The organism is Streptomyces sp. NPDC052101, assembly GCF_040680235.1.
Classification (GTDB): domain Bacteria; phylum Actinomycetota; class Actinomycetes; order Streptomycetales; family Streptomycetaceae; genus Streptomyces.
The window spans coordinates 302,795-323,603 of sequence record NZ_JBFAWH010000006.1 but is presented as its reverse complement, the minus strand read 5'-3'; the positions used below and the strand labels follow the sequence as shown (position 1 = coordinate 323,603).

Here is a 20,809-nt window from a genome sequence, read left to right as displayed (position 1 = left end):
CGGCTGCCGGGCTCCCCCTGGACCGAACTCGTGACGCTGGCGTTCCTCGCCTCCGTCCTGGTCCTCATGTACGCCGACGGCGGCGCCGGACGCACCACCGTGCTCTGTCTTCCGCTGATCGTCGCAGCGCTGCTCGCGGGCTGGTATGCCATCCGCGGCCGCATATCCCGCACATCCACCGGCGCCGACGCGTGACCCGCGTACCGGCCGACCCCGACTCACGATTCAGGCAGTGATGTACAGCAGTTCCCCCGCCGACGCACCCGTCGTCCGCGAACCCCTCCACGCCCCCGTCGCCCACCTCGTCCGCGGCGGGGTCGTCGAGGGCATCCACTACGGCTCCGTCGTCGTCCTCGGCGCCGACGGCACGGTGGAGTTCCAGCTCGGCGACATCGAGGCCGCCTTCTACCCGCGCTCGGCCGTCAAGCCCCTCCAGGCCGTGGCCATGCTGCGGGCCGGGCTGCCACTGGACGGCGCACTGCTGTCGCTGGCCGCCGCGAGCCACTCCGGCGAGGAACGCCACCTCGCCGGGACCCGGCGCATCCTCGAACTCGCCGGACTCACCGAGGACGACCTGCGCAACGTCCCCGACATGCCGTTCGACCCGGTCGTCCGGGACGCCTGGGTGCGCGAGGGCCGCCTGCCCTCCCGGCTCGCCCAGAACTGCTCCGGCAAGCACGCGGCCATGCTGTGGACCGCCCAGCTCAACGGCTGGTCCCTCACGGACTACCTCGACCCGGAGCACCCGCTCCAGCAGGCGATCCAGGAGATCGTCGAGGACCTCACCGGCCAGCGGGTCGCCCGGGTCACCGTCGACGGCTGCGGTGCGCCGCTGTTCTCCATCTCCCTGCACGGCCTGGCCCGCGCCCTGTCCCGGATCACCACGGCGGCCCCCGGCACCCCCGAGGCGCAGGTGGCCGATGCGATGCGCGAGCACGCCGAGATGGCCTCCGGCTCGGCGCGGGACGTGGCGGCACTGATGCGGGCCGTGCCGGGGCTGCTCGCCAAGGACGGGTTCGAGGGCGTTCAGGTCGCCGCGCTGCCTGATGGCCGAGCCATCGCCGTGAAGATCGCCGATGGGGCGAACCGGGCGCGGATACCGGTCGCGGCGGCGGCGCTCGCCCGCGTGGGCGTCGACCCTGAGCTGCTCACTGAGTTCGCGGGGGAGCCGCTGCTGGGTGGTGGGGAGCCGGTGGGGTGCGTGCGGGCTGTGCGTGCGCTGGATCCGGTTCCGTTCACTGCCTGCGCGTAGTGCTCCGCTGGATCGGCCGTCTTGGATCTGCGGGTCCGTTGTGGCTGGTCGCGCCCACGCGGCGGAGCCGCAAATCGATACAGCCCCGCGCCCCTATTACTCTCAACCCCCTCAGAAAGTGGACCGTACCCTCATGACCGCCGCCACCACCCGCAGCGAACACGATCTGCTCGGCGACCGTGACATACCCGCCGACGCGTACTGGGGTGTGCACACCCTGCGCGCGACGGAGAACTTCCCCATCACCGGTACGCCGATCTCCGCGTACCCGCATCTGATCGACGCCCTGGCTGCCGTCAAGGAGGCCGCCGCGCTCGCCAACGAGGAACTCGGGCGGCTGGCGCCCGAGAAGGCACGCGCGATCGTCGCCGCCTGCCGGGAGATCCGGGCGGGCGAGCTGCACGACCAGTTCGTCGTCGACGTCATCCAGGGCGGCGCCGGCACGTCCACCAACATGAACGCCAACGAGGTGGTGGCCAACCGCGCGCTGGAGCTTCTCGGCCACGAGAAGGGGCAGTACGCCCATCTGCATCCCAATGAGGACGTCAACCTGGGCCAGTCAACCAATGACGTCTACCCGACCGCCGTCAAGATAGCGACGGTGTTCGCGGTACGTGGACTGCTCAAGGCGATGGCTGTACTGCAGGACTCGTTCGCCCGCAAGGCCGTCGAGTTCCGTGACGTGCTCAAGATGGGCCGTACGCAGTTGCAGGACGCCGTGCCGATGACGCTCGGTCAGGAGTTCTCGGCGTATGCCGTCATGATCGAGGAGGACCGCAGCCGTCTTGCCGAGGCCGTCGAGCTGATCCATGAGATCAACCTGGGTGCCACGGCCATCGGCACCGGCCTCAACGCCCCCGCCGGATATGCCGAGGCCGCCCGCCGGCACCTGTCGGCGATCACCGGGCTGCCGCTGGTCACCGCCGCCAACCTGGTCGAGGCCACCCAGGACTGCGGTGCCTTCGTGCAGATGTCCGGTGTGCTGAAGCGGATCGCGGTCAAGCTGTCCAAGAGCTGCAACGACCTCAGGCTGCTGTCCTCCGGTCCGCGTGCGGGCCTCGGCGAGATCAACCTGCCGCCGGTGCAGGCCGGTTCGTCCATCATGCCGGGCAAGGTCAACCCGGTGATTCCCGAGGTGGTCAACCAGGTCGCCTTCGAGGTGATCGGCAACGACGTCGCCATCACCATGGCCGCCGAGGCCGGACAGCTCCAGCTCAACGCCTTCGAGCCGATCATCCTGCACTCCCTGTCGGAGTCGATCACGCATCTGCAGAGCGCCTGCGTGACGCTGGCCGAGCGGTGCGTCAACGGCATCACCGCCAACACCGAGCGACTGCGCGCCACCGTGGAGAACTCCATCGGCCTGGTCACCGCGCTCAACCCGCACATCGGCTACACGGCCGCGACCGACATCGCCAAGGAGGCCCTCGTCACCGGCCGTGGCGTGGCCGAACTGGTGCTGGAGAAGGGCCTGCTGCCGGCCGAGCGGCTGGCCGAGCTGCTCCGCCCCGAGATCGTCGCGGGCAGCGGGGCACCTGCTGCCTGACCTGCGGCGACGCAAGCCCGACTACGCTCCGGGACCGACCGGAAGGCACAATAGTGATCATGACAACGACGTCGTCCCTCACCTTCCTGCCGGTCCTGGAGCGCATCGCCGAGGAGATAGAGCGCACGCCCGGCCGCGGCCGGCCCGCCGACTACATCCCGGCCCTCGCCGCCCGCGACCCCCGCCGCTTCGGCATGGCCGTGGCCGAGCTGGACGGCACGGTGTACGGGGTGGGGGACTGGCGGGAGCCGTTCTCCGCGCAGTCCATCACCAAGGTCTTCACGCTCGCGCTGGACCTGGCCCGCGAGGGCGACGAACTCTGGGAGCACGTGGGCCGCGAGCCCTCCGGCAACCCGTTCAACTCCCTGGTCCAGCTGGAGTACGAGAACGGCATTCCACGGAATCCTTTCATCAACGCGGGCGCCCTCGTCGTCACCGACCGCCTGCAGACCCGTAGCGGAGACGCGGCCGGCGAGCTGCTGGCCTTCCTGCGCGCCGAGAGCGGCAACGCCGACCTGGACTTCGACCTGGAGGTCGCCGCCTCCGAGACCGCCCATGGCGACCGCAACGCCGCCCTCGCCCATTTCATGGCCTCCTACGGCAACATCGACAACGACGTGCCGACCCTGCTCGACCAGTACTTCCGGCAGTGCTCCCTCACCGCGTCCTGCGCCGACCTGGCCCTCGCCACCGGCTTCCTCGCCCGGCACGGCATCCGCGCCGACGGCGGCCGGCTGCTCACCCGCAGCCAGGCCAAGCAGGTCAACGCGGTCATGCTGACCTGCGGGACGTACGACGCGGCCGGGGACTTCGCCTACCGCGTGGGGCTGCCCGGCAAGAGCGGGGTCGGCGGCGGGATCATCGCGGTCGTACCCGGCCGGTGCACGCTGTGCGTGTGGAGCCCGGGCCTGGACGAACGCGGCAACTCGGTGGCCGGAGTGGCGGCCCTCGACCGGTTCACCACACTGACCGGGCTCTCGGTGTTCTGAGCACCCGTGCGGCGGACCCGGTCAGTCCAGGAACTCGTGCAGCAGCGGCAGCAGCAGGGCCGTACGGCGCATGAGCGCCATGTGTGTGGTGCCGGGCAGCACCGCCAGCCGGGCGTCCGGGATGAGTTCCCGCATCTGTGCCGCGTGCTCGATGCGCACGAAGTCCGAGTCCCCGATGACCAGCAGCGTCGGCGCCCGCAGCCCGCGCAGGTCGTCGGCGCTCCAGGGCAGCGGGGCCCGCGCGGCGGCCGAGCACCTGGCCAGCAGGTCCTGGAAGCGCTCCGGATGCGGCGCGACGGCCGCGTAGGCCTCGGCCATCTCCTGGAAGTCCGCCGGGCCCGGCAGCCGCGGTGAGCCGAGATCCGGCTCCCGGACCTCCGGGTAGTAGCCGTCCTGGCGGTACTGGGTGGCCGCCAGGACGAGCCGTCCCACCCGGTCCGGATGCCGTACGGCCACCTCCAGCGCGGTCAGCCCGCCGAGGCTGAAGCCGAGGAAGTCGGCCTGTCCGACGGCGAGTTCGTCGAGCAGGGCCACCACGTCCGACGCCAGCGCGGGCACCGTCATCGCCCGGCCGGGGTCGGCGGTGTGGCCGTGGCCCTGGAGTTCCGGGGCGATCACCTGGCGCGCTCCGGCCAGCGCGGGCAGCACGGCACCGAAGCTCAGCCCGACGGTGCACAGGCCCCCGTGCAGGACCACCAGGGGCCGCCGGCCGGAGTCCTCGCCGTGGATCTCGTAGTACATCTCCAGGTCGCCGACCTTCGCGTAGGCGGAGCTGCTCGCCACTGTCATCACATCCGTTTCCCTCGGTTTCGGCCGCAGTGATGACCTCCCGGACGTCCGGAAGTCATCGTTTCTCACACGCCGGTCACGTGCGGGCCGCCCGCCGGTGAGTGGAGCGTCGCCTTCCGGCCACCCGGCGTTGACACGCTAACCCAGTGTTGGCCATGGCATTTCCCGTCGATCTCCGCCGCTGCCAGGTGCTCGGGCTGGCCGGCACCGCCTTCCTCGCTCTGGGTGGTGAGACGGCCGGTGCCCTGCCCGTGCAGGATCTCCTGGCTCCCGCCTCGGTGCAGGTGGCGCTCGGCCTGGTCGGGGTGTACTTCGGTGTCGTCCTGCTGATAGCGGCCTGGGTGCTCCTCGGCCGGCTGGTGCGCGGCCCCCGGCCGCCCACCCCGCGCGCCCTGCTGCTGGTGCTCGCCGTGTGGGCGACACCGCTGCTGCTGGCACCGCCGCTGTTCAGCCGGGACGTCTACAGCTATCTCGCGCAGGGCGCCATGGTCGACGCCCACATGGACGTCTACGCGCACGGCCCCGCCCAGCTCGGCGGACCGCTCGCCGGCGAGGTCGCCCCGATGTGGCAGCACACCGGCGCCCCCTACGGTCCCGCGTTCATGGCCCTGGCCTCCGCGCTGTCCGGTCTGACCCGTGGCCAACTGCCCGCCGGTCTGCTGGGCATGCGCCTGGTCGCCCTGCTCGGCGTGGCCCTGATGGCGCTCGCGCTGCCGCGCCTCGCCCGGCACAGCGGCGCCGACCCGGCCGCCGCCCTCTGGCTCGGCGCCCTCAATCCGCTGGTCCTGCTGCACCTGGTCGCGGGCGCCCACAACGATGCCCTGATGCTCGGTCTGCTGGGGCTCGGCCTGGTCGCCGCACGCGGGCCCCGGCCGGTGGGCGGTGTCGTCGGAGCGGTCCTCGTCACCCTGGCCGCCCTGGTCAAGGCGCCGGCCGCGCTCGGTCTGCTGGCGGTCGTGGCCCTCCAGGCCCGCTCCGGCCGCCGCCCGCTGCCGGCCGCCCTGACCACGGCGGCGGCCTCCGCCGCGACCACGGTCGCCGCCACCGCCGTCGCCGGCACGGGCTATGGCTGGATCGGCGCCCTGGACACCCCGGTCTCCCCGCACAACTGGGCCCTGACCAGCCTGCTCGGCCGTGCCACCGGCGCCCTGCTGGAACACCTCGGCAGCAGCCTGGCCCCGCTGGCCGTCCCGGCCTGGCATCTGCTCGGCCTCGCCGCCACCGCCGTCGCCGTGGCACTGATATGGCTCCGGCTGCGCCTCAGACCCGTGTACGCCCTCGGGCTCAGCCTGCTGACGGTCGCCGTGTGCGGTCCGGCGATCCGCCCCTGGTACGTGCTGTGGGGACTGTTCCTCATCGCCGCCGCCGCGCCGAACACCTCGGTACGGCACCGGGGCGCGGCCCTGGCCGGCATCCTCGCACTCGCCGTCCTGCCGAGCGGCGGCCCCGCCGACCCCGGGCAGCTGGTGCTTGCCGTCTCCGGCGGGGTGCTCGGCGTGGTCGTCCTGTGGCAGGCCCACCAGGCGGCCCAGGCCCCGGCACCGGGACGTACGGCGTGAGCGGGCTGCCGAGGCCGCGTACGGAGCGCGGACGGGTGCTGCTCGTCCTCGTCCTCGTCGCGGCCGTGACGGTCTTCACCGCCACCGTGCCGCTGCTGCGCGGCTTCTTCGACCTGCGTGTCTACTACGGCGCCGTGCACACCTGGGTGCACCACGGCGGCCGGATCTACGACTACCAGGTACCGGGCACCTCGTACGGCTTCACGTATCCGCCGTTCGCGGCGGTCGCGATGCTGCCGCTGGCCCCGCTGGACCGGACCTCGGCGATCGTGGTGTCGCTGCTGGTCAACCTGGCCGCGCTGGCGGCGATCCTGCGGATCCTGGCCGGTGGGGACTGGCGCCGGCACGGCTGGTTCCGCTGGGCGCTGTGCCTGTGCCTGCTCGCGCTGTTCGAGCCGCTGCGGGACACCTTCAGCTTCGGCCAGGTCAACCTGGTCCTGCTCGCCCTCGTCCTCGGCGACTGCCGGCTGCTGGCGAGCGGCCGGGAGCGCTGGGCGGGTGCCGGGATCGGGCTCGCCGCCGCGGTGAAGCTCACGCCCGCCCTGTTCATCGGCCTGCTGCTGCTCGCCGGGCGCCGCCGGGCGGCCGGGGTCGCGACGGCCGTCGCCGCGGCGGCGACCGCGCTGGCCGCCTGGGCGGATCCTCGGGCGTCCCGTTTCTACTGGACCGAGGCGCTGTGGGACACCGGCAGGGTGGGCCGCCTCGACTATGTGTCGAACCAGTCGCTCCAGGGCGTGCTGGCCCGCCTCGGCGAGCCGGGCCGCCCGCTGTGGGCGACCGCGGTCCTGCTGACCCTGTGCGTCTGGGCGTGGCGGGCCCGCAGGGCGGTGACGGCCGGCGACTGGACGGCGGCCTTCGCGCTCACCGGGGCGACGGCCTGCCTGGTCAGCCCGATCACCTGGGTGCACCACCTGGTGTGGCTGCTGCCGTCCTTCGCCGTGCTGCTGCGCACGGGGCACCGGCGGATCGCGGGCGCCCTGTACGCGGTGCTGTGCACGAGCGTGGTCTGGCTGTGGTTCGACGACGCCTCCGGCATCGGCGGCTTCATCGGCAGCAACACCTACACCTGGATCACTCTGGGGCTGCTGCTCGGGCTGCCGACGGGTCAGTCGCGGGTGGCCCGGCTGCGCCTGGCCCGTACTCTCAGCACCACGATTGCCGCGCCGAGCCCGGAGAGCCCCGCGACGACCGCGGGCCCCGACCAGTCCGAGCCGTCGTCCGCCGACTGCGAGGTGCCCGCGGCCACCGGTACCGCCGCCGACGGCTGCCGCGACTTGCGCAGCCCGTCCAGCGAGCCGACCGGATCCACCCGCCCGGCCGCCTCGAAGCCCCAGTCGAGCAGCTCGCGCGCCTCGTCGTACACGGCGAACCCGCCACCGTCCTGAGGGTTCATCACGGTCACCAGCAGTGTGCGCCCGCCCCGGCGCGCGGCGGCGACCAGTGTGTTGCCCGCGTTGGTGGTGTAGCCGTTCTTGATGCCGATCAGCCCCGGATACCGCTCCACCCCGTCCGCGCCGGTCAGCAGCCGGTTGGTGTTCTGGATGCCGTACGAGGATCCGTCACCGGGGAAGTACGCCTCGGCGGTGGAGCAGTATCGGGCGAAGTCGGGGTTGCGCAGCCCGGCGCGGCCGAAGACGGCCAGGTCGAAGGCGGAGGACACCTGGCCGTCGGCGTCGTAGCCGTCGGGGGAGACCACATGGGTGTCCAGGGCGCCGAGCGAGCGGGCCTTGGCCTGCATCCGCGTGGCCGTGGTCTCCCAGCCGCCGTTCAGCGCGGCCAGCACATGCACGGCGTCGTTGCCGGAGCTGAGGAAGACGCCGCGCCACAGATCGGCCACCTGGTAGGAGTGGCCCTCCTGGATGCCGACCAGGCTGCTGCCCTGGCCGATGTCCGCCAGCTCCTCGTTGCTCACGGTGTGCTTCATCGTGGAGGGCAGCGACGGCAGCACGGTGAGGGCGAACAGCGTCTTCAGGGTGCTCGCGGGCGGCAGCCTGCGGTGCGCGTCGCTCGCGGCCAGCACCTCGCCGTTGCCGGCGTCGGCCACCACCCAGGACAGCGCCGACACCTCGGGCACCTCGGGAGCGCCCCGGCGCAACCGGACCTGGGTGCCGTCGCGGTAGAGCACGGACGGTCCCGGCATCGCGGCCCGCGGGCCCGGTGGGGCGGGTTCCCCGGCCCGGGATCCGGCGGACGCGGTGGCCGGCATGAGTGCCAGCATGCCCGCCACACACAGGGAACACGCCGATGCCGCCGCCCGATGAGAGAATCCGGTGATCATGTGATCAACGTACGAAGCGGACTGTCATCCCTCGCGCCGTGAGGGCCGTTCGGCCCACGCGAGCAACCCGGTCGCCGGACCCCGGCCTTCGCGAGCTGCGTCAGCCGGCGGGCAGGGTGGGACGGATCTGCCGCAGGAACGCGGCGTTGTCGGGGGTGGAGCGCAGCCGCTCCAGGAGGGTCTCCAGCGCGGACGCGCCGCCCTCGCGGGAGCGCAGCACACGGCGCAGACCGTGTGCGGCGGTCAACTCGGCCGGGGTGAGGAGGAGTTCCTCACGGCGGGTGCCGGTGGCGTCGAGGTCCACGGCGGGGAAGAGGCGCCGGGCGGCGGCCTCCCGGTCGAGCCGCAGCTCCATGTTGCCGGTGCTCTTCAGCTCCTCGAAGTAGTAGCCGTCGGCGCGGGAGCCGGTGTCCACCAGCACGGTGGCGAGGATGGTCAGCGAGCCGCCCTCCTCGGCCTGGCGGGCGGCGCCGAAGAACCGCTTGGGGCCGAGCAGCGCGCCCGCGTCGACACCGCCGGTCAGGGTGCGGCCGCCGGCGGCGGAGGCGTTGTTGTGCGCCCGGCACAGCCGGGTCAGCGAGTCCAGCAGGACGACGACGTCCTCACCGGTCTCCACCAGGCGCTTCGCCCGCTCCACGACCAGCTCGGCGAGGGCGATGTGCTCCTTGGGCGTCCGGTCGAAGGTGGAGGCGTACACCTCGCCGCACACCGAGCGGCGCATCTCGGTGACCTCCTCGGGCCGCTCGTCCACCAGCAGGACCATCAGCCGGCACTCGGGGTGGTTGCCGGCCACGGCGGCGGCGAGCTGCTGGAGCAGCACCGTCTTGCCGCTCTTCGGCGGGGCCACGAGCAGTCCGCGCTGGCCCTTGCCGACCGGCGCGAAGAGATCGGTGACGCGCCCGGCCAGGCCGGACGCGGGGTGTTCGAGACGGATGCGGTCGTGCGGGTGGAGCGGGGTGAGATCGCGGAAGTGGCGCCGGCCCCGCAGTTCCGCCGGATCGCGTCCGTCGACGCGTGTGACGTCGGTCAGGGCGCGCTGGGCGCCCCGGACGCCTTCGACGAGGTCGCCCTTGCGCAGCCCATGGCGCCGGATCAGCGCCGCCGCGACCTGCGGATCGGCGGGCGAGGGCAGGAGGCCCGTGGCCCGCAGATGCCCCTTCCCGTGCGCGTCGATGTCGAGGACACCGGTGACGAGCCGGGCGGCCGGGGCCTGCTGGACCACGGGAGGGTGCTCGAGAGTGGTGGTCATGGTGGGAAGTCCTTTCACGGACGGAGAGAAGAGAGAGCGGGAAGGGGGGAGAGGCCGCGAGCGGGAGGCGCTGACAGCTGCCTCCGGGCGGCGGGAACGGCACCTCGGGTATGGCGGAAACGCCCTGGTCACGAGGTGGTGCAGAGAAGAAGCCCGGGCCGGTTCGAAGCCTCGGCCGAGGGCTGGTGGAGAAGACAGCGGCATCGGTGTCCGTACGACGGGACACGCACACGCGCTGATCGCACTATACCCGTGCGTCCGCCTACGTCAACATGACGGCGTCCGCCTCTATTCCCATGGCACGCGGCACCTCGCGGAGGAAACGACTGCTGGTTCTCGGTGGGTTCACCCTCGCACTCGGTGAACTCCTCAACCCGTCGTCCTCGGCCGCTCACGCTGGCGGCAGCGGCGCCGAGCGTGTCCGTGTGAGCGAGCGCGGACAATGGTGGGCCGGGGCTCTGTGCCCCGCCCCTCGTCCGCCAGGTGCGGTTCCCCGTTGCCATGTCATGTCGGAGAATCGGACCAGATGTCCCCAGGCCGTAACGATCCCGGACGTCAAGGGACTTGACCGTCAACCATGGACTATGTTCAAGACATGTCCACGCCACCGCCGCCCCCACAGCCTGCCGGTCAGCCCGCTCCGCAGCCCCAGCAGCAGCCGGCCGTCCCGCCGCAGCCGACGGCCTACCCCTACCCGAACCCGCAGTCCCCGCCGCCGGGCAACTTCTACGCCCAGCCCACGATGGTGGGCCAGCCCGCTCCCCAGCCGGCACCGGGGCAGGGCCAGTTCGGTCAGCCGCAGCCGGGGAACCCCTACGCACAGGCACCGCAGTTCGGTCCCGCGGTGCCTGTGCCGCCGTCCGGTGGGGGCGGCGGGGCCGGCAAGGCGGTGCTGTGGGCGGCGGTCGGCGCGGTGGTCGCCTCCGCAGCCTGGGCGGGCGGTGTCTTCCTCATCGGCGGCAAGGGCGACAGCGCGGACCTGCGAGGCTATGTGGCGCCCTCCGACATGTGCTCCAGTGCCGACTACTCCTCCTTCAAGACCGCGTACCCCGAGGGCGACTCCTCACCGACCAAGAGTTCCCTCAAGAACGCGGCGCTGGACGAGAGTTACTGCTATGTGGACCTGAAGAAGACGGGCTCCTCGTATGCCGACGCCTATCTGTCCATGCAGGTCGACCTGCACAAGAAGACCGACCCGGGGCCCGAGTTCACGGCCATGTGGAAGAACTACGCCGACAGCCACAGCGGTTACGACGTCTCCTCGGTCAGCGGCATCGGCGACGAGGCCTACCTCGTCAGCCAGGACACCAGCAAGGGCTCTTCCAGCAGTGGATCCCGCTACGTGACACTGGCCGTCCGCGACGGCTGGGTGACGTACACGATGAGCTACAGCGTCTACTTCTCGTCGTACGACCAGGACAAGAACCCGCCCTCGCTCAGCGAGGTGGACGACTGGCTCAAGAAGGATGCCAAGGCCACACTGGGGAAGCTGAAGAAGTGACGGGCCTCGGTTGCTTCAGGGCCGGGCCGGCGCGTCGGTGACGCCCGCGGGGCCCAGGCGCGCTCACGCCGACCGTGCCTCCGCCTCCTTCACGATGTCGTCGAACCGCGCGCCCATGGCCTCGGCGAGGGCGTGCGCGCCGGACAGCGGGCGGACCATGACCGTCAGCTCGTCGATCAGGCCGTCCTCGTTCATGTGCAGGAAGTCGCAGCCGGTCAGCTCCCGGTCGCCCACCCGGGCCGTGAAGACCAGCGCATGGTCGGGGCCGGCCGCATCCCCGATCTCGCGGACGTACCGGAAGTCCTCGAACACCCCGGAGACCGCACGCAGGATCGCCGCGGTGATCGCCTTGCCCGGATACGGCTTGAAGACGACCGGGCTGGTGAAGACGACGTCCTCGGCCAGCAGCGCCTCGACGGCGTCGATGTCCCCGGCCTCGACCGCCCTGCGGAACGCGTGCATCGGACCACCTCGCATAGTCAATTAATTGAATAGGTGCGGATGAGATTAATCAACACCTGCTAGCCTGTCCATATGTCGCTCAAGTACGCCGTCCTGGCCGCCCTGCTGGAGGGCGAGGCCTCGGGCTACGAGCTGTCGAAGACGTTCGACGTCTCGCTCGCGAACTTCTGGCCCGCCACCCCGCAGCAGCTCTACCGGGAGCTGGAGCGCCTGGCGCAGGACGGTCTGGTTCAGGCCCGGACGGTGCAGCAGGAACGGCGGCCGAACAAGCGGATGTTCACGCTCACCGAGGCCGGCCGGACCGAGCTGAGCGCGTTCGCCGCCACGCCCCCGAAACGGCCCACGGCCATCCGCGACGAACTCCTGATCAAGATCCAGGCGATGGACGGCGGCGACCCCGAGGTCACCCGCGCGCTGATCGAGGAGCGCATGGGCTGGGCACGCGGAAAGCTGGACCGCTACCGGCGGGTGCGGAGCCGCCTGCTGGACGGCCGCACCGAGGACGAGTACCTGCGCGGTGCCGACCGTGTCGGCCCCTACCTCACCCTCATGGCCGGGATCGGCTTCGAGGAGGAGAACCTGCGCTGGTGCGAGCGGGCCCTCGCGGTCCTTTCCGAGCGGGTGGCCCTAGGCTGAGGAGATGTTCGGTCCCGAAGGCCCCAGCCTGCGCGAACTCGCCGTACAGGCACTGTCCTCCGTCGAGCACGGCTACGACCTGCTCGCCCCGAAGTTCGACCACACGCCGTTCCGGACGCCCGACGAGGTGCTGCGGTCCGTCGCGAAGGCGCTCGCCCCGTTCGGCCCGTTCGAGGACGGGCTCGACCTGTGCTGCGGTACGGGGGCGGGTGCGGAGGTACTGGCCGGGCTGTGCCGTCGCAGCCTGACCGGGGTCGACTTCAGTGCGGGCATGCTCGACGTCGCCCGGCACCGGGCGGGGCCGGCCGGCGGGCCCGGGGTCGCCTGGGTGCGCGGCGACGCCCGTGCCCTGCCGTTCCGCTCCGCCTTCGATCTCGTGGTGTCCTTCGGGGCGTTCGGTCACTTCTTGCCGGACGAACTGCCGGGGCTGTTCGCCCAGGTCCACTCCGTCCTGCGGCCGGGTGGCCGGTTCGCCTTCCCGGTGCTTGCCCCGCCCCGTCCGACGCAGGCCGGTTTCTGGATGCTGCTCGGTTTCGACACGGTGATGCGGGTGCGCAACGCCCTGTGGCGGCCGCCGTTCGTCATGTACTACCGGGCCTTCCGACTCGGCTGCGTGCTGGGGGAGTTGGAGCGCGCCGGGTTCACCGTGGACCTGTGCGCCCTGCCCGAGTTCGGCCGGCGCGGCGACGGCAGCCCGCGGGCCCGGCTGGTGGTGGCCGGGCGGGCTCAGCCCGCGGCGGGCAGCGTGAACTCGTAGACGAGGGTGTCCCGTTCGGCGTCCACCACCAGATCGGTGATCTCCAGCGGCCGGGCGTACTGGTCGTGCACGCGCCGGGTCACCCGTACCGAGGAGGCGCCGTCCACCTGGCTGATGGAGTCGCGGTGGTGCAGGGACAGACCGGCCTTGCGCATCCAGTCGTAGGCCCGGCGCAGCTGCGCGGGGGTGGCGCCGTCGGCCCGGCCCCGGTACCGGGCCAGCTCCGCGACCTCGGCGAGCGCCACCGCCGAGAACGACGTCACCGCCGTCCGCAGCGACCGGCCGTCCGGCGTGGCCGACCGGTAGCGGTGCACCAGCGTCGGCCGGAGCGGCGCGAGGCCCAGCGCCTGGGCGTGCTCCGGCGGCGGCGCCTCCCAGGTCACGGTGGCCTGGTCGATCGCGGCCGGGTCCGCCGAGCGGACGCCCAGCGGGAAGGCCGGAGTCCCCTGGGCCTCGACCGGCAGGGCGGGCAGTGTGGCATGGCTGCCCCGCCGGTCGGTGGCGACCAGACCGCTGCGCCGCAGCACCTCCAGCGCCTGCCGGACGGTCTCCCGGCTGACCTGGAAGTAGGCGGCCAAGTGCCGTTCCCCCGGAAGCCGTTCGCCCGGCGGTATGGTGCCGTCGCGCAGTTCGTCGAGCAGCAGCGCCGCGATCCGTCCGTACAGGGGCCGGTCGTCGCTCGATTCGGGTTCATGCGGGGTGGTGCGGGCCATGCCGCGCCCTCCTGTTGTGACAAGACGTAGCCGTGCGGGCTCATTGCGCGACCACAATTAGCATTGGTCTAAACCACGAGGGAAGAGTGCCCTGCCGGTTCGGCCGAAACCCGCCCACCCGCACGTTTCCGCTGCCCCGGGGGCTGTGCAGGCAGCCCCCGCTGCCTCAGGCGTACGACCGCAGCCAGCGCACCTGCTCCGCCTCGTGGAAGGGGCCGCCGCCCTCGTGGTCGTTGAAGTCGTAGACCTCGATCGCCTTGTCCTCGTGCGGCCAGGCGTTGAATGCCGCGAACACCGTCGACGGCGGGCAGGTCTGGTCCTCCAGTCCCGCCGAGAACAGCGCGGGCGCCCGTCCCCGCACCGCGAAGTGCACCCCGTCGAAGTACGACAGCGTGCGCCGCACCTGGGCCGAGCGGCCGCGGTGCGTCTTCAGGAACAGACCGATCTCGCGGTACGGGTGACGGTCCGTCAGGGTGGTGGCGCGCGGGAAGTCGCACAGGAACGGCACGTCCGGGGCCACCGCGACCAGGTCGGGAACCAGACCGCCGACGGCCAGCGCGATGCCGCCGCCCTGGCTCGCGCCGAGCGCCACGGTCCGCGCCGCGTCGGTCAGCGGGTGCGAACGGGCCGCCTCGACGGCGCGCACGGCGTCCGTGAACACCCGGCGGTAGTAGTAGTTCTCGGGCGCGTCGATGCCCCGCGTCATGAATCCGGGGTACGCCGGTGCCGCGCCCACCGGGTCCGCCGTGCCGCCGCCGCCCCAGGCGCTGCCCTGGCCCCGGGTGTCCATGACGAAGTGCGCCCGCCCGGTCGACGCCCACAGCAGATGCTCGTGCGGCAGCCCGCGCCCACCGCCGTAGCCGACGAACTCCACGATCAGCGGCAGGGGTTCGGACGCACCGGCCGGCAGCAGCAGCCAGCCCTTGACCGGGTGGCCGCCGAACCCGGCGAACGTCACGTCGTACACCTGGACCGTGGACAACCCGGTGTCCACCGGCTCGAAGCGCGCGTCCAGCTGGTAAGCGCGTGCCTGCTGCAGGGTCTTGTTCCAGAAGGCGTCGAAGTCCTCGGGCTCGGTGGAGTCGCTCCGGTGGGTGCGCAGCTCGTCCAGGGGGAGGTCGAACAGGGCCATCGAGAACCGCCTTTGTGAAAGAAGCAGCGACAGCTCACCGTACGTGGGGGACTGAGGACTGGCTAGTAAGCGTTTGCTGTCTCTTGGTGGCGGGTCGCCCTCACGCCTGCGGCTGGTTCCACCTCGGTCCGGTCCGCTCCCATTCCCGTTCCCACTCCGCGAGCCGGTGCCGCAGCGCGATCCGGCGCTCGACGGCGTGTCCGAGGAGTACGACGGCCGCCGTGCCGCCCGCCGCGCACACCCCGACGGTCACCGCGTGCTGCAGGAGCGCGGCGCTGCTCGGCGGTGGTGGGACACTGCGGCCGCGGGCGTCGAACCACACGGCGACCGTGTCTCCGGCGCGGGCCCCCGCCGGCACCCGGGCCGACGCCGTACGGGTCCCCTTGCCGGGCTCGGTCCAGCGGACCTCGGCGCGGTACGGATGCTCGCGGCCGCTCTCCACGGTGGACAGCGACCCGAGCCGGTCGCCGATCACCAGCGCGCGCACCTGATGCCGCTCCGCCCGCTGCGCGGCCGCGACGGTCCGGGCGTGTTCATGGACGCGCAGGCCGACGGCCACGCCGACCAGGGGCGCGACAACGAACAGCAGGACGGCGGCGATCAGCACCGTCCATGCCTCCAGGACATCCGAGCGGCGCCGTAGCGGATTGCGCCGCCAGCGCCAGCCACGCACCCGGGTACGCATGTCCGCCTCCTCGCACCGTCGGAGTCGGAGAGCCGACGAGCCGGTGCATCCGGCCCGTCACCCCCCGCCGCTCACGCACACGAGCGTCCACATACGTCTCGTACCCCGTACGGAGCACCTCGCCCACATCACGAACCGCGAGTTCAAGCCCACCTGGAGCGCGGGAACGCGCCACGCGCCCCACGATCACGCGACCGACCCCGGCGTGCGACCCCAGGGTCAGCCGAAGCGCTCGATACGGATCCGGTCCACCGGCTGGCCCGATGCGACCAGCAGCCGGGACGCATGCTCGGCAAACCCGTTGGACCCGCACACATAGGCCTCCCATCCACCAGGAGGCTGCTCGGCCAGGAGTGGCGCCACATGTGCGGCGGCCATACGTCCCACCGGCACACCCTCTGGGGCGCTCCGGGTGAACACGGCCGTCGTCTCCGTGCCCAGCTCCGACGCGTAGATCAGCTCCTCGGGACTGCGCGCCGACACCAGCATGCGCAGCGGCACCGTGAGGCCGCGCCCGCGGTGGTGCCGCACCATCGACATCAGCGGGACGATCCCGGAGCCGGCGCCGAGCAGCAGCGCGGGCCGGTCGCCCGGCCAGGCGAAGAAGCCGCTGAGCGGTCCGCGCACCTCGACCGTGTCACCGGGGCGGGCGACGGTGTGGAACCAGCCGGAGACCTCGCCGTCCGGCACCTGGTCCAGGGTCAGCTCGATGTGCCCGGAGCCGTCCGGCGCCGACGCGATCGAGTAGTGGCGCTGCGCCACGTAGCCGTCCGCCGCGGTCAGCCGCAGCATCAGGTGCTGGCCGGGCAGATGCCCCGCCCACTCGGGCACCGCCAGCCGGAAGGTGGCCGCGTGCGGTGTCTCGCGCCGGATCTCCGTCAGCGTGGCCGTCTGCCACGCCGCCGCCACCTGCTCGCCCACCGCGATGCGCCCGGGCACCGCGAACCGCGGCGCGGGAACGCCGGAGCCGGTGGCCGGGGCGATCGGGTGCGCCGTCGCCGTGTCGTTCGTCGTCACCGGGTCCCTCACCGAGTCCGTCACCGAATCAGTCGCCGCGTCAGTCACCGGAGTACCGCTGCTCCTCCCACGGGTTGCCCCGCCCGTGGTAGCCGTTGCGCTCCCAGAAGCCCGGCTCGTCGTGGTCGAGGAGGGTGAGGCCCGCGATCCACTTGGCGCTCTTCCAGAAGTACAGATGAGGCACCAGCAGCCGCGCCGGTCCGCCGTGCTCGGACGGCAGCGGCTTTCCGTCGCACTCCCAGACGATCCAGGCCCGCCCGCCGGTGAGGTCGGCGAGCGGCAGGTTGGTGGTGTAGCCGGTGTGGGAGGCGGCGATCACATGGGTGGCGGACACATGGGGCCGCACCACATGGAAGAACGCGTCCAGCGAGACCCCGCCGAACCGCACGCCGAACTTCGACCAGCCGGTCACACAGTGGATGTCGCCGTCGTACGCCGACGCCTCCAGCGCGTGCGCCCCGTCCCAGTCCCAGGTGTGCGGCTGTTCGACCAGACCGTCGATGTGGAAGGACCAGTCGGCCGGCGCGAGGTCGGGGGTGACCTCGGCGGACAGGACGGGCCAGTCCGTGCCCGCGTCGTACTGCCCTGGCGGCAGCCCGGGGTTGTGGACGCGCGGGCGGCCTGTGAAGCCTCGCGTAACGTTCATCCTTCAACCGTACGCTGTCGCTCCGGGTGCTCCGTCCCTGGTCATCGCCCGGATGGCGCCCGGCTGGCGCCCGGATGATTGCGGCCGTATGAACTCTTTCAGGCCAGGGGAATAGCTCTCCGGCGCTTCTCCTTGGCGCTCGATGCCGGCACCGGTACACCGGTGGCAGCGCGAGAGAAGCGAGGAACGAGCATGCCCAAGGCGTATGTCTACACGCGGCACGGAGGACCGGAGACCGAGGCGCTGATCGACCTGGACCGCCCGCGGCCCGGCCCCGGCGAGATCCTGATCGCGGTCCGCGCGGCAGGCGTCAATCCCGTCGACTGGAAGCTGCGCCAGGGCTTCCTCCGCCCTGCCGCGAGCGAGGGCGCCTTTCCCGCGGTCTTCGGCAGCGAGGCCGCCGGCGTCGTGGAGGAGGTCGGCGCGGGGGTCTCCGGCTTCGCCGTCGGTGACGAGGTGTTCGGCAGCACCGTCCAGGGCGGCTACGCCGAGTACGCCCTGCTGGCCGCCGGAGTGAGTGCCCGCAAGCCGGCCGCGTTGTCCTTCCGGGACGCCGCCGTCCTCCCGGTCGCCGCCGCCACCGCGTACGACGGTGTCCGCCAGCTCGACCTGCCGGGGGGTGCGACCCTGCTGGTCACGGGCGCGGGCGGCGGGGTCGGCAGCGCGGCCGCGCAGATCGCCCGCGCCCTCGGACTGCGGGTCGTGGGTGTGGCGAGCGAGGGCAAGAAGGACTTCGTGGAGTCCCTGGGTGCCGTGCACGTGTCGTCCGGGCCCGAGCTGGCCGAGCGGGTGCGGGCCGTCGCTCACGACGGGATCGACGGGGTGTACGACCTGGTGGGCGGCCCGGTGCTCGGCGAGGCCGCCGAACTGCTGAAGGACCGCGGCAAGCTGGTCACCGCGGGCTCCCCGCCGGATGCCGTGGCCGCGCTGGGCGGCGCTCCCGTCCAGCGGGTCCGCACCGCCGCCGTCATGGCGGCGGTGGCCGACCTCGCCGCGCGCGGCGCGCTGAAGCCGCATGTCACCCGCGTCTTCCCGCTTCAGGAGGCCGGCGCGGCGCTGCGTGCCGTGGAGGACGGGCACACCCTCGGGAAGATCGTGATCGAGGTGGGCGCGTGAGTCTCATAACCGGCTCGGGCGCCGAGGAGCGGACCCCCGCCGACGCCCCGCACGTCCTCGACAACCCCGCTCGCGCCGCGCTGACCGGCCCGCACGCCCACTTCGCCGAGCGGCGCGGCCGGGTGCTCCGCTATCCCGTCGACGTGTCGCCGTGGCTGGCGCTGCCCGATGAACCGGACGCGCGGGACTGGGCGGACCTGGCCGCGCTGGCCGGTCCCGGCGCGGAGATCCCGCTGCCGGGCTACCGGGGCGAGGTGCCGGACGGCTGGGAGATCACCTTCCGGGTGGAGGGCGTGCAGTTCGTGGACGACGGCCTGGCCGCCGCGCCGGACGCGGAGGCGGTCCGCCTCGGCCCGGCGGACGTCCCCGAGATGCTCGACCTCGTGGCCCGCACCCGGCCCGGCCCCTTCGAGCCGCGCACCATCGAACTCGGCACCTACCTCGGGATCCGCCGCGCCGGCGCGCTGATCGCCATGGCGGGGGAGCGGCTGCACCCGCCGGGCTGGACAGAGATCAGTGCGGTCTGCACCGACCCGGCCGTTCGCGGTGAGGGCCTCGCCACCCGGCTGATTCTCGCGGTCGCGCACGGCATTCGGGAGCGTGGTGAGACGCCGTTTCTGCATACCGGCGCGCAGAACGTGGGCGCGATCCGGCTCTACGAGCACTTGGGCTTCCGGTTGCGCCGCCGTACGGCGTTCCTCGCGGCCCGTGCCCCGCAGCGGCCGGTTGTCGACCGGGCCGCGGTACCGGCGCCGTGACCGTCGGGTGCGCACTCGTGGCCCGGTGTCCTCGGGACCGGCGGGTCAGTCGGACCCGGTCTCGCCCGGACCTGCGTTGTACCGCTCCAGATAAGCCGCGAAGCGCACCAGGTCCTCCTCCGGCCAGTCCGTGAGCCGCTCGCGGAACGCGGCCCGGCGGCTGCGGGTGACCTGGTCGAGGATCGCCCGGCCGGCGTCCGTCAGATGCAGCACCTGGACCCGGTGGTCCTCCGGGTCCAGGCGGCGCTCGATCAGGTCGGCCCGCTCCAGCGCGGCCACCTGGCGGCTGACCGTGGACTTGTCGAGCGCGTAGTGCGCCGCCAGGTCCGTCGCCCGGCAGCCGCCCTGCTCCTCCAGATGACCGAGCAGGGTGTACGACACCAGCGACAGCTCGGGATGCATCCGCCCCGCCGAGGCGCGGGCCCGGCGGGCGAAGATCGTCATCTCGCGCTGGATCGTCTCGACGGCCGACTCCGCTCTGGTCACGGAATACCTCCTCAGGCGTTCTAGTTGTATAGTACAACTTGAGCTTGAAGTTGTATAAGCCAACTATTGGAGGTCGCCCGAGATGAGGTCACCGGCACTGCGCCATGCGCTCACGCACCTGATCACCCCGCTGCTGATGTGCGTAGGCATGGGGCTCGCGTACATGGGGGCCTTCGTCACCCCCGAGCCGCACCACCTGCCCGTCGCCGTCGTCGGCACCGCCCCGCAGGCGAAGGTGTTCGCCCAGACGGTGAAGGACACCGCCGGGGACAAGCTCGACGTCCGCACCGTCGCCACCCGAGACGAGGCCGTCGACCTGCTGAAGTCCCGGGATGTGACCGGCGCCTACGTGCCGAGCGCCAAGGCGCCCGAGCTGCTGGTGGCGAGCGCCGCGTCCGACATGGGTGCGACGGCCGTCGAGAAGGTCTTCACGCCGGTCGCCGCCCGGGAGGGCGTGCCGCTGAAGGTCACCGACGTGGCCGCGCCGGTCGCCGACGACCCCACGGGGCAGGGCCTGTTCTTCCTGCTGATCGCCCTCAGCATCGGCTCCTACGCCTCGGTCGCCGCCCTCGGTGCCGCGGGCGCCGGGCTCGCCATGCGGGTGCGGGCCCTGCTGGCGCTCGGTGTCTCCGCCGTGGTCAGTGGCATCGGCGCGCTGCTCGCCGGACCGGTGTTCCATCTCGCGCACCACGACCTCGCGGGCGTGTGGGGCATGGCCTGGCTGTACTCGGCCGGCATCCTCTTCATCGGCGTCGGCCTGCACACCTTCCTCAAGCGGTGGACCACGCTCACCATGATGGTGCTGTTCGTGATGCTCAACTTCACCAGCTCCGGCGGGCTGTTCCGCCCCGAGCTGCAGAACGGCTTCTTCGGCACCCTGCACGCCTTCTGGAACGGCGCCGGATTCGTCGAGGGCATCCGCAGCCTGCTGTACTTCGGCGACGACGGTCTCGCGCACAACGTCTGGACCCTCGTGATCTGGCTGGTCATGGGCCTGCTGATCACCGCCGTCGCCGCCCTGTACGAGCGGCCCCGGCACGCCCGGCACGCGGCCGGCCACGGCGAGAGCGCGCCCGAGACGGCCTCCGTGCCGGCCCCCGCGCGGTCGGCCGAGAAGCAGGCCGAGGAAGAGATCGAGGAGGAAGTGGAGGAGACGGTCGGCGTCTGAGCCGATGCCGGACAGGACCAGGGACAGGGACAGGGAGCGCGCCCGGCGACGGGCGGGGGCTCCCTGCCGG

The 20,809-nt window shown here is 72.4% G+C and carries 20 protein-coding genes and 2 pseudogenes; 12 read left to right on the top strand and 10 right to left on the bottom strand.

What is annotated here, in order from left to right; genetic code table 11:
- From AB0L75_RS14870 to AB0L75_RS14855, 4 genes and pseudogenes are all read left to right on the top strand, one after another.
- Positions 1–195, top strand: a pseudogene (locus AB0L75_RS14870) (L-asparagine permease); the annotation flags it as partial.
- 40 nt (positions 196–235) lie between these two features.
- Positions 236–1,252: an asparaginase gene (locus tag AB0L75_RS14865; RefSeq protein WP_365180610.1), complete on the top strand. Its 1,017-nt coding sequence runs from the start codon at positions 236–238 to the stop codon at positions 1,250–1,252.
- Positions 1,253–1,385: 133 nt separating this feature from the next.
- Positions 1,386–2,798, top strand: coding sequence for an aspartate ammonia-lyase (gene aspA, locus AB0L75_RS14860; RefSeq protein WP_365180607.1), 1,413 nt, complete (start codon positions 1,386–1,388; stop codon positions 2,796–2,798).
- A 59-nt stretch (positions 2,799–2,857) separates the two neighbouring features.
- Entirely contained in the window at positions 2,858–3,787 is a 930-nt protein-coding gene (locus AB0L75_RS14855; RefSeq protein ID WP_365180604.1) for a glutaminase, read from the top strand.
- A 21-nt stretch (positions 3,788–3,808) separates the two neighbouring features.
- On the opposite strand, the gene AB0L75_RS14850 is transcribed toward AB0L75_RS14855, so the two are convergent.
- Positions 3,809–4,576, bottom strand: a complete 768-nt coding sequence (locus AB0L75_RS14850) for an alpha/beta fold hydrolase (protein ID WP_365180601.1) — start codon at positions 4,574–4,576, stop codon at positions 3,809–3,811.
- Positions 4,577–4,731: 155 nt separating this feature from the next.
- Between AB0L75_RS14850 and mptB the strand changes: the two genes are divergently transcribed.
- Together mptB and AB0L75_RS14840 are read left to right on the top strand one after the other, a co-directional pair.
- Positions 4,732–6,135: a polyprenol phosphomannose-dependent alpha 1,6 mannosyltransferase MptB gene (gene mptB / locus AB0L75_RS14845; RefSeq protein ID WP_365180598.1), complete on the top strand. Its 1,404-nt coding sequence runs from the start codon at positions 4,732–4,734 to the stop codon at positions 6,133–6,135.
- Between the two features lie 5 nt (positions 6,136–6,140).
- Positions 6,141–7,520, top strand: a complete 1,380-nt coding sequence (locus tag AB0L75_RS14840; RefSeq protein ID WP_365180649.1) for a glycosyltransferase family 87 protein — start codon at positions 6,141–6,143, stop codon at positions 7,518–7,520.
- Between the two features lie 11 nt (positions 7,521–7,531).
- Here the strand turns inward: AB0L75_RS14840 and AB0L75_RS14835 are convergent.
- Both AB0L75_RS14835 and rho read right to left on the bottom strand, forming a co-directional pair.
- A pseudogene (locus tag AB0L75_RS14835) lies at positions 7,532–8,275 on the bottom strand (D-alanyl-D-alanine carboxypeptidase); the annotation flags it as partial.
- Positions 8,276–8,513: 238 nt separating this feature from the next.
- Positions 8,514–9,662 (bottom strand): transcription termination factor Rho, encoded by a 1,149-nt coding sequence (rho, locus tag AB0L75_RS14830; protein WP_365180595.1) that lies wholly within the window; start codon positions 9,660–9,662, stop codon positions 8,514–8,516.
- A 595-nt stretch (positions 9,663–10,257) separates the two neighbouring features.
- On the opposite strand from rho, the gene AB0L75_RS14825 reads away from it, so the two are divergent.
- Complete coding sequence (locus AB0L75_RS14825; protein ID WP_365180593.1) at positions 10,258–11,163, top strand: hypothetical protein; 906 nt, start codon at positions 10,258–10,260, stop codon at positions 11,161–11,163.
- A gap of 63 nt (positions 11,164–11,226) precedes the next feature.
- Here the strand turns inward: AB0L75_RS14825 and AB0L75_RS14820 are convergent, their stop codons facing one another.
- Positions 11,227–11,625: a nuclear transport factor 2 family protein gene (locus AB0L75_RS14820; protein WP_365180590.1), complete on the bottom strand. Its 399-nt coding sequence runs from the start codon at positions 11,623–11,625 to the stop codon at positions 11,227–11,229.
- Positions 11,626–11,697: 72 nt separating this feature from the next.
- Between AB0L75_RS14820 and AB0L75_RS14815 the strand changes: the two genes are divergently transcribed.
- Together AB0L75_RS14815 and AB0L75_RS14810 are read left to right on the top strand one after the other, a co-directional pair.
- Complete coding sequence (locus AB0L75_RS14815; RefSeq protein WP_365180587.1) at positions 11,698–12,261, top strand: PadR family transcriptional regulator; 564 nt, start codon at positions 11,698–11,700, stop codon at positions 12,259–12,261.
- Between the two features lie 4 nt (positions 12,262–12,265).
- Positions 12,266–13,018 carry a class I SAM-dependent methyltransferase gene (locus AB0L75_RS14810; RefSeq protein WP_365180584.1) on the top strand — a complete coding sequence of 251 codons (753 nt, stop codon included), beginning with the start codon at positions 12,266–12,268 and terminating at the stop codon, positions 13,016–13,018.
- On the opposite strand, the gene AB0L75_RS14805 is transcribed toward AB0L75_RS14810, so the two are convergent.
- From AB0L75_RS14805 to AB0L75_RS14785, 5 genes are all read right to left on the bottom strand, one after another.
- A complete protein-coding gene (locus AB0L75_RS14805; RefSeq protein WP_365180582.1) occupies positions 12,988–13,731 on the bottom strand; it encodes a GntR family transcriptional regulator in 744 nt (247 codons plus the stop codon). The two genes, AB0L75_RS14810 and AB0L75_RS14805, sit on opposite strands and share 31 nt — an antisense overlap.
- A 166-nt stretch (positions 13,732–13,897) precedes the next feature.
- Positions 13,898–14,863, bottom strand: coding sequence for an acetylxylan esterase (locus AB0L75_RS14800; RefSeq protein ID WP_365180579.1), 966 nt, complete (start codon positions 14,861–14,863; stop codon positions 13,898–13,900).
- Positions 14,864–14,963: 100 nt separating this feature from the next.
- Positions 14,964–15,548 (bottom strand): hypothetical protein, encoded by a 585-nt coding sequence (locus tag AB0L75_RS14795; protein ID WP_365180576.1) that lies wholly within the window; start codon positions 15,546–15,548, stop codon positions 14,964–14,966.
- 219 nt (positions 15,549–15,767) lie between these two features.
- Entirely contained in the window at positions 15,768–16,487 is a 720-nt protein-coding gene (locus AB0L75_RS14790) for a ferredoxin reductase (RefSeq protein ID WP_365180646.1), read from the bottom strand.
- A 118-nt stretch (positions 16,488–16,605) separates the two neighbouring features.
- Positions 16,606–17,211, bottom strand: a complete 606-nt coding sequence (locus AB0L75_RS14785) for a sulfite oxidase-like oxidoreductase (protein WP_365180573.1) — start codon at positions 17,209–17,211, stop codon at positions 16,606–16,608.
- 192 nt (positions 17,212–17,403) lie between these two features.
- Between AB0L75_RS14785 and AB0L75_RS14780 the strand changes: the two genes are divergently transcribed.
- Together AB0L75_RS14780 and AB0L75_RS14775 are read left to right on the top strand one after the other, a co-directional pair.
- Positions 17,404–18,327 carry an NADP-dependent oxidoreductase gene (locus tag AB0L75_RS14780; RefSeq protein ID WP_365180571.1) on the top strand — a complete coding sequence of 308 codons (924 nt, stop codon included), beginning with the start codon at positions 17,404–17,406 and terminating at the stop codon, positions 18,325–18,327.
- Positions 18,324–19,085, top strand: coding sequence for a GNAT family N-acetyltransferase (locus AB0L75_RS14775; protein WP_365180568.1), 762 nt, complete (start codon positions 18,324–18,326; stop codon positions 19,083–19,085). Before AB0L75_RS14780 ends, AB0L75_RS14775 begins: the two co-directional genes overlap by 4 nt.
- Positions 19,086–19,130: 45 nt before the next feature.
- Here AB0L75_RS14775 and AB0L75_RS14770 read toward each other — a convergent pair whose 3' ends face one another.
- The gene (locus AB0L75_RS14770; RefSeq protein ID WP_365180643.1) at positions 19,131–19,529 is read right to left on the bottom strand and encodes a MarR family winged helix-turn-helix transcriptional regulator; all 399 of its coding nucleotides are present in this window, start codon (positions 19,527–19,529) and stop codon (positions 19,131–19,133) included.
- A gap of 124 nt (positions 19,530–19,653) precedes the next feature.
- Here AB0L75_RS14770 and AB0L75_RS14765 point away from each other — a divergent pair, with 124 nt between their 5' ends.
- The gene (locus AB0L75_RS14765; RefSeq protein WP_365180565.1) at positions 19,654–20,739 is read left to right on the top strand and encodes a hypothetical protein; all 1,086 of its coding nucleotides are present in this window, start codon (positions 19,654–19,656) and stop codon (positions 20,737–20,739) included.
- Positions 20,740–20,809: the final 70 nt, after the last annotated feature.

Bases quoted from the DNA above. Each gene is read 5' to 3' on its own strand.
- AB0L75_RS14780 (WP_365180571.1), top strand. From the start codon at position 17,404: ATGCCCAAGGCGTATGTCTACACGCGGCACGGAGGACCGGAGACCGAG.
- AB0L75_RS14820 (WP_365180590.1), bottom strand. From the start codon at position 11,625: ATGCACGCGTTCCGCAGGGCGGTCGAGGCCGGGGACATCGACGCCGTC.
- AB0L75_RS14810 (WP_365180584.1), top strand. From the start codon at position 12,266: ATGTTCGGTCCCGAAGGCCCCAGCCTGCGCGAACTCGCCGTACAGGCA.
- AB0L75_RS14770 (WP_365180643.1), bottom strand. From the start codon at position 19,529: ATGACGATCTTCGCCCGCCGGGCCCGCGCCTCGGCGGGGCGGATGCAT.
- AB0L75_RS14855 (WP_365180604.1), top strand. From the start codon at position 2,858: ATGACAACGACGTCGTCCCTCACCTTCCTGCCGGTCCTGGAGCGCATC.
- AB0L75_RS14800 (WP_365180579.1), bottom strand. From the start codon at position 14,863: ATGGCCCTGTTCGACCTCCCCCTGGACGAGCTGCGCACCCACCGGAGC.
- AB0L75_RS14850 (WP_365180601.1), bottom strand. From the start codon at position 4,576: ATGACAGTGGCGAGCAGCTCCGCCTACGCGAAGGTCGGCGACCTGGAG.
- mptB (WP_365180598.1), top strand. From the start codon at position 4,732: ATGGCATTTCCCGTCGATCTCCGCCGCTGCCAGGTGCTCGGGCTGGCC.
- AB0L75_RS14865 (WP_365180610.1), top strand. From the start codon at position 236: ATGTACAGCAGTTCCCCCGCCGACGCACCCGTCGTCCGCGAACCCCTC.
- AB0L75_RS14815 (WP_365180587.1), top strand. From the start codon at position 11,698: ATGTCGCTCAAGTACGCCGTCCTGGCCGCCCTGCTGGAGGGCGAGGCC.
- AB0L75_RS14795 (WP_365180576.1), bottom strand. From the start codon at position 15,548: ATGCGTACCCGGGTGCGTGGCTGGCGCTGGCGGCGCAATCCGCTACGG.
- rho (WP_365180595.1), bottom strand. From the start codon at position 9,662: ATGACCACCACTCTCGAGCACCCTCCCGTGGTCCAGCAGGCCCCGGCC.
- AB0L75_RS14825 (WP_365180593.1), top strand. From the start codon at position 10,258: ATGTCCACGCCACCGCCGCCCCCACAGCCTGCCGGTCAGCCCGCTCCG.
- AB0L75_RS14765 (WP_365180565.1), top strand. From the start codon at position 19,654: ATGAGGTCACCGGCACTGCGCCATGCGCTCACGCACCTGATCACCCCG.
- aspA (WP_365180607.1), top strand. From the start codon at position 1,386: ATGACCGCCGCCACCACCCGCAGCGAACACGATCTGCTCGGCGACCGT.
- AB0L75_RS14805 (WP_365180582.1), bottom strand. From the start codon at position 13,731: ATGGCCCGCACCACCCCGCATGAACCCGAATCGAGCGACGACCGGCCC.
- AB0L75_RS14785 (WP_365180573.1), bottom strand. From the start codon at position 17,211: ATGAACGTTACGCGAGGCTTCACAGGCCGCCCGCGCGTCCACAACCCC.